This is a genomic window from Sphingobium sp. CFD-2, assembly GCF_024611135.1.
In the GTDB taxonomy this organism is placed as follows: domain Bacteria; phylum Pseudomonadota; class Alphaproteobacteria; order Sphingomonadales; family Sphingomonadaceae; genus Sphingobium; species Sphingobium fuliginis.
This window is the reverse complement of sequence record NZ_CP084407.1, coordinates 219,050-234,273: the sequence shown is the minus strand read 5'-3', so window position 1 is coordinate 234,273 and position 15,224 is coordinate 219,050. Positions and strand designations below refer to the sequence as shown.

Genomic DNA, 15,224 nt, shown 5'->3' with positions numbered 1-15,224 from the left:
TGGAAAACAACAACGAACCCACAAGGAAACGTGCCTTTTATACGCACTCTGCCTCTTGAGTTCTTTCATTGGAGATTGGCCATGACGACCGGACAGGAAGTTGCCTCTGTTTCCCCGGCCCATACGACCGTTTATGCGGCGATCGAGCTTAGCAAGAAGAACTGGGTGATAGCCATCGCCCACCCTGATCACCCCAAACCGAGCATCTATCTCCTGGCGGGTGGGATTTCGATGCGTTGATGACCCGGCTTCGCAATGTAGCCGGTCCGATATCCAGGATCGTGGTCTGCTACGAGGCGGGCTATGATGGATTTTGGCTCGCGCGGCGCCTGACCGGCTCTGGGATTATGTGCAAGGTGCTGGATCCCGCGAGCCTGCAGGTGAACCGTCGCGCGCGCAGGGTGAAGACTGATCGCCTCGATGCCCTCATGCTGCTCCGTGCGGTCATCGCCATTGATCGCGGGGACAATCACGTGTGTGCGGTCGTGCGCGTTCCCGACGTAGAAGAGGAGGATGCACGCCGTTCGCATCGCGAGCGGCAACGCCTCGTCCGTGAGCGCCCGGCCCATATCAACCGGATCAAGGGCCTGCTCTTTGGTCAGGGGATCAGGGGCATCGAGCCGAAACTACGGGCAACCCGTATCGATTTCGGCGCCCTTGTCACCGCCGAAGGCCGACGTCTTTCCGAGCGTCTGCGTCATGAACTTGAACGAGAATATGCCCGACTGGCCCTGATCGAAGAGCAGATATGTTGTGTCGAGAAAGAGCGCGACATGGCTGACGCTCAAGACCCCGTCGTCGAGCAGAAGCGTCAGATGCTCCGCCTGCTGCCAGGGATTGGCGGCACGACTGCAGCCATCATGGCGCGGGAGATATTCTCGCGGCAGTTCAGCAGCCGTTCCCACCTGGGATCCTACCTCGGGCTGACGCCGAGTGCATAGACAGCGGCTCGACGAGGAGGTGTCAGGGCATCTCCAAAGCCCGAAACAGCTGGGTCTGGCGCATTCTCATCGAAATTGCCAGGATCTGGGCAGGGAAGGCATGCCGAGAGTCCGCTGACGAAATGGTACAAGGCCCGAACCCAAGGACAATCGCCGCGTATCCGCCGCGTGATGCTGGTTGCCATGGCCCGAAAGCTTGCGATCACGCTCTGGCGCTATGTCGAGACGGGCAAAGTCCCTGAAGGCATCGATGTGCCAGGCAGGGCCAGCGCCTGATGACAAAAATCTGAGAGTTCAGGTCCCGGCCAGGGCCTGAAAGTGGGGTGACGGAATTCGAGAGTATGATTGGTGCGCATGCACCGGCAAAAAGTGTGAGACCGTCTCCTCGAACGTCTGTGCTGTGCATGCAGGATTGTGGCAAGCCGTCATGGAGCTGCCGGATATAAGTTGATGCGGCAGGCGCACGTCTGCACGATGACGATCGACCCCGCAGCCTATCAACGAATGGAAGAGGCGGGCCCAATCAGTCCGACGCAGAACTTCTGCATGCCGCTTGACAGGAAACGCCACATATAAATCATTCGCCAGCGTCAACTCACCGATCTTGGCATGTAGTGTCTTCACGTCAACCGGCGGCTCGCCCGTTTCCAATGCCTTGTCCGAACCAAACACACCGGCTGCGCCCTCCAGCAACTGGCTACGCCACGTCGTGATCTGGGTCGGATGCACGTCAAACTGCTGCGCCAACTCGGCCAGCGTCTTCTCGCCCTTCCCGGCAGCCAGTGCCACCTTCGCCTTGAAAGCCGGACTGTGGTTCCGGCGGGGTCGTTTGCTCATCTCTGCTCCTGTCTCGCAGCCATACTGGCCACCGTCAGGCAGAAAATACACTTATCTCAATGTTCAGTTTTACCGGGCCACCTCTCAAAGCCCCCGTCCTGTCGACGCTATGAGATGGGTTGAAGAAGGCGAAGATGTCGCAATATATCTGACCTTCATACCCACGCAGATTATCGCGCTCGGGGTGAAGTCATTGTCTGATCCGCTGGCCCCCATCAAACCATGCCCAGAATTGCCCGCACCCGGACCATCGCGCAGTCGCGCAGATTCATCCTTTTCCTCATCCTGGTTAATATCATGCTCCTTGCTGCCGTTGCTTCGCTTCTGCTCCTGCAGGCCGCCCCTGCCGCACAGCGCCCGGTGGTCACGCCGCGCGGTCACCTTGCGGCAGACGAGCAGGCCACTATCGCGCTCTTCCGCAATGCCCGCGATTCGGTGGTGTTCATTTCGACCAGCCGCCGCGTGGCCGATCTGTGGACGCGTAATGTGTACAGCGTCCCTAAGGGGTCAGGCTCGGGCCTCCTGTGGGACGCGGCGGGGCATGTCATCACCAATTATCATGTGATCGATGGCGCCTCGGAAGCGCAGATCCAGTTGGCCGACGGCCGCCAGTTCAGCGCGTCGCTGGTCGGCGCCAGTCCGCAGCATGATCTGGCTGTACTCAAGATCGGGGGGATGGGCTTCAAGGCGCCGGCCCGCGTGCCGATCGGAACCAGTGCGGATCTTCAGGTCGGGCAGAATGTTTTCGCCATCGGTAATCCCTTCGGCCTCGACTGGACCCTGACCAAGGGGATCGTCTCGGCTCTCGATCGGTCGTTACCGAACCAGAACGGCCCGGACATCCGGCATCTGATCCAGACCGACGCGGCGATCAACCCGGGTAATTCGGGAGGTCCTTTGCTCGATTCGGCCGGGCGGCTGATCGGCATCAACACAGCGATTTACAGCCCCTCCGGGGCGTCGGCAGGGATCAGCTTCGCCGTTCCTGTGGACACGGTCATGCGCGTGGTGCCCCAGCTCATCGCCAACGGCCGCTATACGCAACCAGCGCTTGGGGTGGAAAGCGAGGAGGAGCTCAACGATCGGCTGAAACGCGCGTCAGGTGTCGAGGGCGTGTTCGTCCTTGGTGTCAATCCGGGATCGGCGGCCGAACGGGCCGGGATTACTCCGGCTACCCGTTCCATCCGGGGCGTGGTGGCCGGCGATGTCATCGTCGCGCTGAACGGCAAGCCGGTGTCGCGCCCTGGCGATCTTCTTGCAAGGCTGGACGACTTTCAGGTTGGTCAGAGCGTGGAACTGACGCTGCTGCGTGGCGGCGTCACCCGAAAGCTGAAACTCCAGCTGGAACCCGCCCGCTAAAGCGCTGCGAGCGGTTCTGTTCGAGGATGATGGAGCGACGCCGCGCGAGCGAGGCCACGTTCTCAGGGCAGTTCGACCAGAGGCGATATTCGCCCTGAACGCGGGTAGAGAAAATGCCCCATCTTGAAAACGCCGCGGGGTCGATGCTATCTCTAATCTGCGCTCTCAAGCGCTACATCCTCAACTTTGGCATGGAGATGACGATGTCTGTAAATCGCCTCAATCACCTGCGCGAAGAGCATGCCCGACTGGAGGCTGAAATCGAGCAGGAACTGCGCCGCCCGATGCCTGATCAACTGCTTGTCGCGCGCCTTAAAAAGCAGAAGCTCGCGATCAAGGACAGGATCGGGGCTCTGGGGACAGGCCTCGATGAGAGCCGCGTGGCCTGATCGATCCCTGGCGGAGTCGCATGTCCGGCTCCGCCATCACGCGCTATGCAGCTGCCGAGCCGACAGCCGGCTTCTCGAGCGGCGGTTTCATGCGCTGCGCATCCGATTTGGCTTTCCGGCGCGGTGCCTTGCGTTGTGGATCCCGGCAGGGGCTCGCCTGGAGCCAGCCCTTCGGTTGGTCTTGACCAGGGCCCGTCGCGCAAGCTGTAGTCGGATTGCGCGACGCTCAGGTTGGATGGCGTCTCGGCCGATGGCTGGACCTGCGTTGTCTTGCGCCCAATGCGGTTCCCGGGTCAGCGATGAATGCTGCGGCGCCAAAACCAGTGCCTGGCTCAGCCGCCGGGAGCCCCGCCTGATCGCTGGCAAATGATCGCGCATCTGGCATTTGCGACAAAATTGGGGCCTTATCCGGCTGCTGGACTCGCGGAGCGAAGGCGGAGCGCAGAGGGTTGTGCTGGCGCGTCCGGTGTCGATGATGATCGTCAGGGTTAACTTTGCCGATCATATTCGATTCCGATGCGGGAGGCGATGGCAGGAACGGCCGTCATCCTTCCCAGGCAGGAAGACGCCCCCACCTGCCCGCTGACAGAGGGCAAATCCGACGCGTCTACGGTAGGTCAGTGTTCATTGCCCAGCAGGGCTTGCCAGTCCCCGTCGAGCGGCTGGTGTCGCCCGGCGAGGAGCGCTGGCTTGTGGGGGCGATGAGGCCCCAGCCGGGCGATCTCCCGCTCCATGACGGTGATGCGGGCTTTCCAGTCCGGATGCGAGCGGCTGCGCAGGCTCCCGTCATGCGCTGGACCGAAGGCACGCCAGAAAGAGAGGGCTATGGCCGGATCAAATCCGGCATTGGCAAGGAGCGAGATTGACAGAATGTCCGCTTCGAGTTCGGTTTGGCGGAAATAGCCGACATTGCGACCGATGCCTGACAAGAGCCCGAACCGGACGCCTTGCGCCTCCAGCCGCTCGCGGTGCCGCAGGATATTATGCGCAAGTTCATGGGCGACAGGCGCTGCTGCCCATGCGGGATAATCTGCAAGGAAGCGACTGCCGATCTGTACGACCTCGCCGTCAGCCTGGGCGACAAACCGGGAACCAAGGACCAGCTCGAAGCGCGATCGGCATGCCGGGACGGGGAGCACGACGCGCTGCTGGTCTATGCCCGCGCGACGCAGGTGCAGGATGAGCGGGCGATCGGGCGGGAGCGCCATGATCTGCCGGCTCGCCTCGACCAGTGCTGTTGTGCTCGCTTTTGCCCTGGGGTTTGAAGGGGCAAAGCGGATCTGCGCCACGCCCAGCAATGTGTCGTCCGCGCGAATGCCTGCCGCAGCCGCTGGCGATCCGTTCATGACGGCTTCCACGCCCAACGGCCCCTCGAAGCGGAAATGCGCCGCGGCCGCCTTGCGTATTTCAGGCGCATATTGATCGGGGGTATGGAGCAGCAGGCCAAGACCGGGTTCCTGGCGGTCGCACAGGCTCGCATTGGCAATGGCGAGCCTGTAGCCGAGCTCGGCCAGTTCCGCATCGACTTCCCGAATGGCTTCGAAGGGGGGCGGCGCGACCGCCGAGGCTCCCGGCGCCATGATGACGATCGCCCAGAGGAACGTTACGCGCAATGTGCGCCGCATTCGCATTTTTACGCTTGCAACGCTCTTATCTTTCACCATTGCTGTTTTCTCATCGCTCAAGAGCCATCAAGGTGCTGCATCGGCCGATGCTCCGAAAGATTTTCTCCCGCTTCGCCAAGGCTTCCGCGCCGTCGGTTATCGTGCCCGATGGCCGCCGCCTTTACGCCATAGGCGACATTCATGGCCATCTCGATCTTCTCGAAGATCTGCTCGACCAGATTTTCGCGGACGACGCCCTGCGCGGCGGCGGCGGCGAGCTAATTTTCCTTGGGGATCTTATCAACCGCGGGCCGCGATCCGCCGACGTCATCGAGAGGTTGATGGCGTTGAAGATCGAGCGACCCGAGACTCGGTTCCTGCTGGGCAATCATGAGGAAGTCTTCCTCAAGGCTTTGGAGGGGGATCGCGCTGCGTTGCGCTTTTTCGACCGTATCGGCGGCACGGAAACGATCCTGAGCTATGGCGTTACGCGCACCGCTTATGAGACGGCCGATTATTATGAGCTGGCAGCGTTGCTGGAGGCGGCAGTACCGCCGGCGCATCGGGCTTTCCTCAGGACATTCGAGGACATGGTCGTCGAAGGGGGCTATGTGTTCGTCCATGCAGGAATCCGGCCAGGGGTGTCGCTTGAACAGCAGGAACCAGGTGACCTGCGATGGATTCGCGACGAGTTTCTGCGTGCATCGACCGTCAGGGATCGACCCCTCATTCCCGGCAAGGTCATTGTCCATGGGCATACGATCTTCGACGAGGTCGTTGAGCATCCGGGGCGGATCAGCCTCGATACCGGAGCCTATCGTTCCGGGGTGCTGAGCGCGATGGGATTCGAGGGCGCAGGGCGGTGGATCCTGCAACAAAAGATGTGAATAGTTGCAACGCGAAAGGATTGGCGGCGTTGGTATCATGATTCGTTGCCGCTACGCTCTTGCATGGCCACGTAACGAATGATATTCGGGCATCAATATCACCTCGAAAGGGATAATCGACATGCGGTTCAAGACACTTCTTGCTGGCCTGGCGGCCTCTTCGCTGGTGGTAACGCCGGCTCTGGCGAACTCCGCTTCGGCGCTCTCGGTTGCCAATGCATCGCAGGTAAAGGCCGTCACATCGTCCAAGAAGTCGAGCAAGCTGATCGGTCTGCCGCTGATCGCCCTGGCTGCGATCGGTACGGTGGCAGCGGTGGCTGCGGTTGTGGCGGTCGCTGATAATGACGATGATTCGGACAGCAACTGACATCCCTATCAAAGAATAGAAGGATGGCGGCTTCGAGCCGCCATTTTTTTGTCCTTTTCTATCGATCAGACGATCACAGTCCGGAAGGCAGTTGCGCCCCGTTCAGTAGCAGAGACCGCCCCCGATAGGATCGGCGGCGTGCCTTGTCGCTGACATGAGAAACATGCGATTGCTTGACTGGATGCGATCCATTTGGCGCAGGCCAGTATATTGGGATGCGCCGTTGGCGAGGGCGGACGATATCTCGGCCCAGGCCCATGGCGCGTTCCTGCTTTCGGCTGCCATAGAGAATGAGCCTAGAAAATTGCGGACCCGTCCAGCGCAGCGTTCTACCTGGAGCCTGATCCGATCAGATCGAAGCGGACCACGCTCTATTTGTCTTTTGTTTCCGCATCTTCCGAGTCAGCAGGCGATGCCGCCTGCTTCGAAAATACTCTATATTCGCGGATTGGGATCGTCCTGGACGGATGTCGCAGCGTTATAGGTGCCTGCGGTACCCTCGGCGGAGGCCAGGCCTGGTGCCTGGGCGTCACGCATCTGCGCGACAGGCACATAGTCCCATCCATCGAAGAGCATCGGCTCGCGCTTGCCGGTCGGGCGAAACTCGCCGTCCTGAAATATCATGGGAAGCTCCCTCATTGCTTTGGCGCTATTTCATAATCAGAGCCGCCAGCTGAGGAAACAAAAGAATCGACGAGTGAATATTTTTCATCCCATGCATAGAAATATCGAATGATGACGCGATTCCTGACTATTACGCCTCATTGTAACAATTTGACCCCATAGGATTACCTAGTTGGCGCTTCCTGGAAGGATTCGCGACCCTTTGGGGCGCCGGCCCACTCCCTGTCCGGTCGGATTGTCCGTGGATGGAACGGGCGTTTGGTCAGTAGGTTACGGCCAGTAGCCCGAATCGTCCAGGCTCTGCCGACAGGCTTGGGATCGTCGCATGCGATGGACTGCTGAGCCGGAGCTTTACGCGGGGTGACAAGGTTTCCTGCGGGTTTCCGGCAGGAGTGTCCGGCTGACGGGCGGTCATGAACAGCTAAAGTTCGCTTCGGATTAACCATCAGGATCTTTGTTTCACACCTGATTTCAAGGCGATCATGAACGACCGTAAAGCATTCATGTAGGAATCGTTACTTGCATAGCTGCGAATGCTGTGCATAAGCAGCAACCGACTTTTTGGGGCAGAATATTCATGTGTGGGATCGTGGGCATCATTGGCCATGAGGATGTATCCGTTCGCCTTCTGGACGGCCTCAGGCGCCTGGAATATCGGGGATATGATTCTGCCGGGATTGCAACCGTTCATGGCGGGGTGATCGAGCGGCGGCGTGCCTCTGGCAAGCTCAATAATCTGTCGAAGGAACTGGACGCCGAGCCTCTGCCGGGAGTGGTCGGCATTGCCCATACGCGTTGGGCGACGCATGGCGGCCCTACGACGAATAATGCGCATCCTCACGCGACCGAGGAGGTTGCTGTCGTTCACAACGGCATCATCGAGAATTTCAAGCCGCTGCGCGACATGCTTATCGCACGAGGCAGGGTTTTCACGAGCGAGACCGATACCGAGGTCGTGGCTCATCTGATCAGCGAGCAGGTCGAGGCGGGTCTCCGCCCGGTAGAGGCCGTCCGTGAAGTGCTGCCGCAGTTGCGCGGCGCCTTTGCGCTTGCAATCCTCTTTCGCCAGCAGCCGGATCTGTTGATCGGTGCCCGGCTTGGTTCTCCGCTCGTCGTGGGACTCGGGGAAGGGGAGACCTATCTCGGTTCTGACGCGCTCGCGCTTGCTTCCCTGACCCAGAAGGTCATCTACCTGGAAGAAGGCGACTGGGTCGTATGTTCGCGCGACGAGGTTCAGGTTTTCGACCAGGATAATGAAGCTGTCGAGCGGCCCCTCACGCACTCGGGTGTCGAGGGCGAACTGATCTCGAAGGGCAATCACCGCCATTTCATGATCAAGGAGATTTTCGAGCAGCCGATCGTCGTTGCCCAGACCTTGCGGTCCTACCTCCAGCGGATCGACGAGACGCTGACGCTTCCTGTTCCCGACTTCGATCTTGCCGGGATAAAGCGAGTCACGATCGTGGCGTGCGGCACCAGCTTCTATGCAGGGATGATCGCGAAATACTGGTTCGAGCAGTTTGCGCATGTGCCGGTCGATCTCGATGTGGCTTCGGAGTTCCGGTATCGCGCTCCGGTGATCGAGCCGGGCGGGCTGGCTCTCTTCATCAGCCAGTCGGGCGAGACCGCCGACACGCTGGCGGCGTTGCGGCATGCGCGGGCCGAAGGGCAGAAGATTGCGGTTGTCGTCAATGTGCCGACGAGCAGCATGGCGCGCGAAGCTGACCTGCTGCTTCCGACCCATGCAGGTCCTGAAATAGGTGTTGCCTCCACCAAGGCGTTCACATGCCAGCTGGCGGTGCTGGCAGCGCTCGCGGCCAATCTCGCGCGCGCCAAGGGGCGCATGACGCGGGAAGAAGAGCATGGGGTGGTCAGGCATCTTGCCGAAGCGCCCGCAGCGCTCAACGCGGCGCTCGCCTATGAGGAAAAGATCCAGGCGGTCGCCGCCGAGATCGCCGGCGCGCGCGACGTTCTCTATCTGGGGCGCGGAACCGATTATCCACTGGCGCTCGAAGGCGCGCTCAAACTCAAGGAAATCAGCTACATCCACGCCGAGGGCTATGCCGCGGGCGAGATGAAGCATGGTCCGATCGCGCTCATCGACGAGAAGGTGCCGGTGATCGTGATCGCGCCTTCCGGCCCGCTGTTCGAAAAAACAGTCAGTAACATGCAGGAAGTGCAGGCGCGCGGCGGCAAGGTGGTGCTGATCAGCGACTATGACGGGATCGAGGAGGCCGGCGCGGGCTGCCTGGCGACGATCACGATGCCCAAGGTGCATCCGTTGATTGCGCCACTGGTCTACAGCGTGCCGATCCAGCTGCTGGCCTACCATGTGGCGCTCAGCAAGGGCACCGATGTCGACCAGCCGCGCAATCTGGCCAAGTCGGTGACCGTCGAATGACCCCCAAGATACGCCGTCCGTGCGCCGCCAGGCCGTCGCTTCCCAGCTGACCATCTTTCCGCAGGAAAGTGCATCGAGAGAGGTGCCAAGCAATGACCAAAGAAATGGCTAAACCCATTCTTGATATGTTGGAGGCGATTACATCGCTGCCGCGTTCGGCGCGGCGATGGCTTGCCTTCGGTCTGGACGGGACGCTTTGTGTCGGCGCGGCCTGGATCGCGCTGGCGCTGCGTCTGGGCGAATGGCCGCAGGACGCCGCGGCGCTGTTGACGCTCTCTGCCGCAGCGCTGCTTTGCTGGGCGCCGATTGCCTGGTGGACCGGGATTTACCGCAATCTCATTCGCTTTTCCGGCGCGCGCGCCTCGGGCAAGCTATTTTGTGCCTGTGCGCTCCTTTCGGTGCCGCTCACGATCCTTTTCGGAGGAATCCAGATCGATGGCGTTCCGCGGACGACATCGCTGCTTCACCCGATGATCTTTTTCCTGCTCATGCTGTTCCTGCGGCTGAGCATGCGGTTCGTGGTAAGCGACGTGCTTCACCTGGCGCGCGGCAATGGTGAGGATCGCCGGCGCGTTCTCATCTATGGCGCCGGCCGCGGCGGCCAGCAGCTCGCCAATTCCCTTCGGCATGAACCGCATCTTACCCTCGTGGGCTATGTCGACGATGACGAGCGGTTGAGCCGGCAGCAGATCGACGGGTTTACGGTCTGGCATTCCTCGTCGCTCGACCGGGTCTTGGAAGAACGGCAGGTGGATGAAGTCCTGCTTGCGATTCCCAGTGCGTTGCGCGTGCGTCGTCGCCAGATCGTGACGACGTTGCAGAAGCGGAAGATCCGCGTGAGGATGTTGCCTGGCATCGGACAACTGATCGATGGCCATGTGACCGTCAGCGATCTTCGCGATGTCCAGGTCGAGGATCTGCTCGGCCGTGACGCGGTTGCGCCCAACGAACTGCTGATGGGTCGTTCGTTGCTCAGCAAGAATGTGCTGGTGACAGGCGCGGGCGGATCGATCGGTAGCGAACTGTGCCGCCAGATCATCCGGTCGCATCCCCGGCGCCTCATCCTTGTCGAGCAGTCGGAATATTTTCTGTACGCGATCGAGCGTGAGCTGCGGCAGATAGCGGCGCAGGAAGGCCATGATGTCGAAATCGTGCCCGAACTTGCCGATGTGGCCGATCGCGATTCCGTTTTCCGCATATTCCGACGGTGGCAGCCTGAAAGCGTCTACCATGCGGCCGCCTACAAGCATGTGCCGCTGGTCGAGAGCAACCCGATCGCGGGCCTGCGCAATAACATCTTCAGTACGCTGCATTGCGCCCTTGCGGCCGAGGCGGTGGGGGTCAAGCGCTTCATTCTGGTGAGCACCGACAAGGCGGTACGGCCGACCAACGTCATGGGCGCGTCCAAGAGGGTCTGCGAGCTCATCCTCCAGGCGCGTGCGCAGGAGCAGAAGAGCACATTGTTCACCATGGTGAGATTCGGCAACGTGCTGGGCTCCAGCGGATCGGTCGTGCCGCTGTTCAAGGCGCAGATCGCTGCCGGAGGACCGGTGACGATCACGCATCGCGACGTCACGCGCTATTTCATGACCATCCCCGAAGCGGTCCAGCTCGTGATCCAGGCCGGCGGCATGGCCAAAGGTGGCGAAGTGTTCGTCCTCGACATGGGACAGCCGGTTCGGATCGTGGACCTTGCTGAAACCATGGTCAGGCTTTCAGGACTATCCGTGCGAAATGAAACCACGCCAGATGGCGACATCGAAATCGTCGAAGTCGGCCTCCGGCCAGGGGAGAAGCTATATGAGGAACTCCTGATCGGCGATGATCCCGCCCCCACCGCACATTCGCGGATCATGCAGGCGCGGGAGAACATGCTCGCCTGGCCCAGCTTGTCTGCGAACCTCGACCGGCTTGGCACCTTTTTGAGCCAGGGAGGACCCAGTGGCGCTCTTTCGGTCCTTCGTGAACTTGTCCCGGAATATCACTCGCCAACATCTGTGAAAGACGTCGCTTCCTGATGAACGGCTTCTAATCGGGGACGAGACCAGAGGGTCGGCGACCACCATTCTATTCTCTTCGGTCTCGCTGACAATTGGGGCCATGAAGCAAAGGGAAATTCACTTATGTCGATCAAAGTGATGCTCGTGTTTGGGACACGGCCTGAAGCCATCAAGATGGCGCCTCTTGCGCTGATGCTGAGCACGGACAGCCGATTTGACTGCCGCATCTGCGTGACCGGACAGCATCGGGAGATGCTCGATCAAGTCCTGCAAATCTTCCACCTCGAGGCCGCCTATGATCTTAGAATCATGCGACCGAAGCAGGATTTAAGCGACATTACGAGCGCTGTCCTGCTGGGCATGCGAGAAGTCTTTGAGCAGTTTCGACCTGACATCGTCTTGGTCCACGGCGATACGGCGTCGACGATGTCAGCGAGCCTCGCTGCTTATTATCATCAGATCCCGGTAGGGCATGTCGAAGCTGGTTTAAGAACCCACAATATTTATTCTCCATGGCCTGAAGAAGCCAATCGCAAGCTAACAGGCGCGATTACGACACTGCACTTCGCGCCGACATCCTCGGCGGAGGCCAATCTCCTCCGAGAGGGAGTGCACGAAAACAACATCATATTGACTGGGAACACCGTCATTGATGCGCTGCTGCAAGTCGTTGAACGGCTGAAGACCGACGGCGCGCTCGTGCGGGATGTGCAGGGACGACTTCCGCAACTCGATAGTGAGCGTCGCATGGTCCTTGTGACGGGGCATCGGCGCGAAAGCTTTGGAGACGGCTTCGAGCGGATATGCAAGGCTTTGGCGACAATTTCTGGCGATTTCCCAGACGTAGACATCGTCTATCCCGTTCATCTAAATCCCCAAGTCCAGGAGCCGGTAAATCGCCTGCTTTCGGGCATCCCGAACATCCACCTCATCGAACCGCAGGAATATCTTCCCTTCGTCTATCTCATGGATCGCGCGCATATCGTGCTCACGGACTCAGGTGGAGTGCAGGAAGAAGCGCCATCTCTCGGCAAGCCGGTCCTCGTCATGCGCGATACGACAGAACGGCCGGAAGCTGTTGAAGCGGGAACCGTAAAGCTGGTTGGGACCGATGCGCGGCTCATCGTGAAGGAGGTCACGCGGCTTCTGATGGATAACGAGGAATATGCGCGGATGAGCTTTGCCCACAATCCATATGGGGACGGCGCAGCCTGCAAGCGAATTGCGGACGCCTTGGTTCACTGGGCGCAACGGAACTTTCAGAATAAGGACAGTGAAGCAGCATGACCAGTCCCACCATCTCCGTTATTGGATTAGGTTATATCGGCTTGCCGACTGCAGCGATGTTTGCGTCGCGCAAAGTCAAGGTGGTCGGTGTCGACGTAAATGCGAGCGCTGTCGAAACTATTAATCGAGGGAAAATTCATATTGTCGAACCGGATCTGGACATAGCTGTTCATTCGGCTGTCACGGAAGGCTTTTTGCGAGCTACTACCCGACCCGAACCAGCTGATGCTTTCCTGATAGCGGTACCGACCCCATTTCAAGGTGACGATCATACCCCTGATTTAACCTATATTCAGTCCGCCGCGCGTGCGATCGCTCCGGTCCTCTCCTCCGGCAATTTGGTTGTTCTGGAATCCACCTCACCTGTTGGAGCGACTGAACTGCTCGCTGCTTGGTTGGCCGAGGCACGGCCAGATTTGACCTTCCCCCAGTCTGCTGGGGAAAGCTCGGATATCCGAGTTGCACACTGCCCAGAACGCGTGCTGCCAGGAAAGGTCATGCAGGAGCTCATACACAATGATCGCGTGATCGGCGGCATGACGCGTAAATGTTCCGATGCCGCAGTTGCACTGTACAAGATCTTCGTAGATGGCGAGTGCGTGATTACTAATGCACGAACGGCAGAGATGGCGAAATTGACAGAAAACAGCTTTCGCGATGTTAACATTGCCTTTGCGAATGAATTATCGATCATCTGTGACAAGCTGCACATCGACGTGTGGGAACTCATCAAGCTTGCCAACCGTCACCCACGGGTGAATATCCTGCAGCCAGGGCCGGGCGTTGGCGGCCACTGCATTGCGGTTGATCCCTGGTTCATCGTGTCAAAAACCCCGGAAGAGGCGTGCCTGATCCGGGTGGCTCGCGAGGTGAACGATGCAAAGCCGCAATGGGTACTCAACAAGATTAAGGAAGCTGTAGCGCGACACTTGTGCGCCGATCCCGGAAAGGCTGAAGCGGACGTCACAATTGCGTGCTACGGATTGGCGTTCAAGCCTGATATTGACGACTTACGGGAAAGTCCCGCGGTCGAGATAGTTAGCAAATTATCCTCACTTCATTGTGGTAGTGTCTATGTCGTTGAACCGAACATCGATCGGCTCCCTGGCTCAATAGAAGGCGCGATCCTCGTGAGCGAAGAAGAAGCGCGGCAGACCGCTGACGTGCATGTGATGCTTGTTGATCATCAGAGTTTTAGAAACGCACCGCAGCCCAACGGTGTGCTCCTCGACCTGCGCGGCGCTTGGTCTTGCTAGTGTCCGCCACACAAAAGTTGCGCACTAACGTATTTCGGGCGGCTGGTGGACCAGCGGCATCTGTGCTGACGATGAAGCTCGCCACCATGGTGGGAAGCTTGATAGCTATCCAACTGACGGCAAGTCTCTATAGTAAAGATGCATTCCTTCTTCTAAATTCCATGATATTCCTGATCGCAGTTCACGGATGTATCTGCTATCCCGTGCAGGTGGTTGCTTGGAGGGAAGGGCGCATTGATATATCATTGTTCTTACTTGTTCACGCTGCCGCGCTTATATTAGCGGCTATCTATGTCTCTTTTTACGAGCACAGCTATGCGGTTTTTATCGCAGTCTCTCTGTATGTTACGTATCGGGTAAACGAGCGCATACTTTTTAATCTACAGATCTCATCTGGGAAGGTGGGAAAAGCCTATAGAGTAATGTGCGTTGCGCTTACCCTAGAAATCGCTACATTGTTGGGCGTCTATTTCACATATGGCTCCAATGGTGATCGGTTTATTTTGCCATCGATGGTCGCGATGGCATTCACTATACCTGTCGCTCTTAGTGAAATCGATAAGGGAAGCTTCGGCAATTTAAGAAATATGCTGACCGACAAAACATCAATGCTGCTAATGTCGGCTCATTCTGGATTAATTGCATTTAATGTTATGTCCGATCGGATAGTGTTCGCCGAAGGCTTGAGCAAACTTGATTCATATTTGTCAGATTACCTTCTTATATTTTCTTATTGCAGTTCGGCCTACGCGCTTACGGTGTCGCTCATTGAGGTAAAACGACCTCATCTCTTTCGTATTCCTGCCGGATCCTTGTATGCCTTCTTGAGAAAAGGCGGATTTCTTCAGCTTTTTGCCGCTGCAGCGGCTATAGGCCTTTTTTCCAGCGCGGCCATTTCCGCATTTTTTACCTACAATCCCGTTGGATTAGGGCTAACACCTGGTGCTCCAGTTGTCATTTTTGCAACCTTAATAACAACTTTTTTCCTCGGGCAGGCGGTGCTGTCTTTCGTTCACGTATACTATTTATCAGAACGACTCTATGCGCCACTATTCTTTACATGGGCGGTCTCCGGAATCGTCAGAACCGTTGCATACTTACAATCAAACTGGACAATGTTTCTCATCATAAGCGCCCTCTCGGGCTTCGCTGGCGTTTTCGGGGCCCTCGTTCATGGAAGATTGCGTTTGACATGATTTTCCTAGGTAATCCTGCCTCATTCCACTTGGAGACATGGCGCCAAATTTACCGTCTGTGTAACAGGCAGGTGAA

The 15,224-nt window shown here is 58.6% G+C and carries 13 protein-coding genes and 1 pseudogene; 11 read left to right on the top strand and 3 right to left on the bottom strand.

Annotated features, from left to right (window positions below):
* The first annotated feature begins 81 nt into the window (after positions 1-81).
* Both LDB29_RS26510 and LDB29_RS26505 read left to right on the top strand, forming a co-directional pair.
* Positions 82-240 carry a hypothetical protein gene (locus LDB29_RS26510; protein ID WP_257558124.1) on the top strand — a complete coding sequence of 53 codons (159 nt, stop codon included), beginning with the start codon at positions 82-84 and terminating at the stop codon, positions 238-240.
* Positions 240-941, top strand: a complete 702-nt coding sequence (locus tag LDB29_RS26505; protein ID WP_257558121.1) for a transposase — start codon at positions 240-242, stop codon at positions 939-941. The genes LDB29_RS26510 and LDB29_RS26505 overlap by 1 nt, the downstream gene beginning before the upstream one ends.
* A gap of 522 nt (positions 942-1,463) precedes the next feature.
* On the opposite strand, the pseudogene LDB29_RS26500 reads toward LDB29_RS26505, so the two are convergent.
* Positions 1,464-1,778 (bottom strand): annotated as a pseudogene (locus tag LDB29_RS26500) (transposase); the annotation flags it as partial.
* A 297-nt stretch (positions 1,779-2,075) separates the two neighbouring features.
* Here LDB29_RS26500 and LDB29_RS26495 point away from each other — a divergent pair.
* Together LDB29_RS26495 and LDB29_RS26490 are read left to right on the top strand one after the other, a co-directional pair.
* Positions 2,076-3,137 (top strand): S1C family serine protease, encoded by a 1,062-nt coding sequence (locus LDB29_RS26495; RefSeq protein WP_257558119.1) that lies wholly within the window; start codon positions 2,076-2,078, stop codon positions 3,135-3,137.
* A 113-nt stretch (positions 3,138-3,250) separates the two neighbouring features.
* Positions 3,251-3,526 carry a YdcH family protein gene (locus tag LDB29_RS26490; protein WP_306812596.1) on the top strand — a complete coding sequence of 92 codons (276 nt, stop codon included), beginning with the start codon at positions 3,251-3,253 and terminating at the stop codon, positions 3,524-3,526.
* Between the two features lie 617 nt (positions 3,527-4,143).
* Here the strand turns inward: LDB29_RS26490 and LDB29_RS26485 are convergent.
* Complete coding sequence (locus LDB29_RS26485) at positions 4,144-5,157, bottom strand: M48 family metallopeptidase (RefSeq protein WP_257558118.1); 1,014 nt, start codon at positions 5,155-5,157, stop codon at positions 4,144-4,146.
* Positions 5,158-5,237: 80 nt separating this feature from the next.
* On the opposite strand from LDB29_RS26485, the gene LDB29_RS26480 reads away from it, so the two are divergent.
* Positions 5,238-6,017 carry a metallophosphoesterase family protein gene (locus LDB29_RS26480; protein WP_257558117.1) on the top strand — a complete coding sequence of 260 codons (780 nt, stop codon included), beginning with the start codon at positions 5,238-5,240 and terminating at the stop codon, positions 6,015-6,017.
* A 121-nt stretch (positions 6,018-6,138) separates the two neighbouring features.
* Entirely contained in the window at positions 6,139-6,384 is a 246-nt protein-coding gene (locus tag LDB29_RS26475) for a hypothetical protein (RefSeq protein WP_257558116.1), read from the top strand.
* A 435-nt stretch (positions 6,385-6,819) separates the two neighbouring features.
* On the opposite strand, the gene LDB29_RS26470 is transcribed toward LDB29_RS26475, so the two are convergent.
* Positions 6,820-7,008, bottom strand: a complete 189-nt coding sequence (locus LDB29_RS26470) for a hypothetical protein (protein WP_257558115.1) — start codon at positions 7,006-7,008, stop codon at positions 6,820-6,822.
* Positions 7,009-7,585: 577 nt separating this feature from the next.
* On the opposite strand from LDB29_RS26470, the gene glmS reads away from it, so the two are divergent.
* The 5 genes from glmS to LDB29_RS26445 all read left to right on the top strand — a co-directional run bounded on the left by glmS (position 7,586) and on the right by LDB29_RS26445 (position 15,148).
* The gene (gene glmS / locus LDB29_RS26465; RefSeq protein WP_257558114.1) at positions 7,586-9,409 is read left to right on the top strand and encodes a glutamine--fructose-6-phosphate transaminase (isomerizing); all 1,824 of its coding nucleotides are present in this window, start codon (positions 7,586-7,588) and stop codon (positions 9,407-9,409) included.
* Between the two features lie 92 nt (positions 9,410-9,501).
* Positions 9,502-11,427 carry a nucleoside-diphosphate sugar epimerase/dehydratase gene (locus tag LDB29_RS26460; RefSeq protein ID WP_306812595.1) on the top strand — a complete coding sequence of 642 codons (1,926 nt, stop codon included), beginning with the start codon at positions 9,502-9,504 and terminating at the stop codon, positions 11,425-11,427.
* A 105-nt stretch (positions 11,428-11,532) separates the two neighbouring features.
* Positions 11,533-12,696, top strand: coding sequence for a non-hydrolyzing UDP-N-acetylglucosamine 2-epimerase (gene wecB, locus LDB29_RS26455; RefSeq protein ID WP_257558113.1), 1,164 nt, complete (start codon positions 11,533-11,535; stop codon positions 12,694-12,696).
* The gene (gene wecC, locus LDB29_RS26450) at positions 12,693-13,952 is read left to right on the top strand and encodes a UDP-N-acetyl-D-mannosamine dehydrogenase (RefSeq protein ID WP_257558112.1); all 1,260 of its coding nucleotides are present in this window, start codon (positions 12,693-12,695) and stop codon (positions 13,950-13,952) included. The genes wecB and wecC overlap by 4 nt, the downstream gene beginning before the upstream one ends.
* A gap of 71 nt (positions 13,953-14,023) precedes the next feature.
* On the top strand, positions 14,024-15,148 hold the full coding sequence (locus LDB29_RS26445) for a hypothetical protein (RefSeq protein WP_257558110.1): 1,125 nt from the start codon (positions 14,024-14,026) through the stop codon (positions 15,146-15,148).
* Positions 15,149-15,224: the final 76 nt, after the last annotated feature.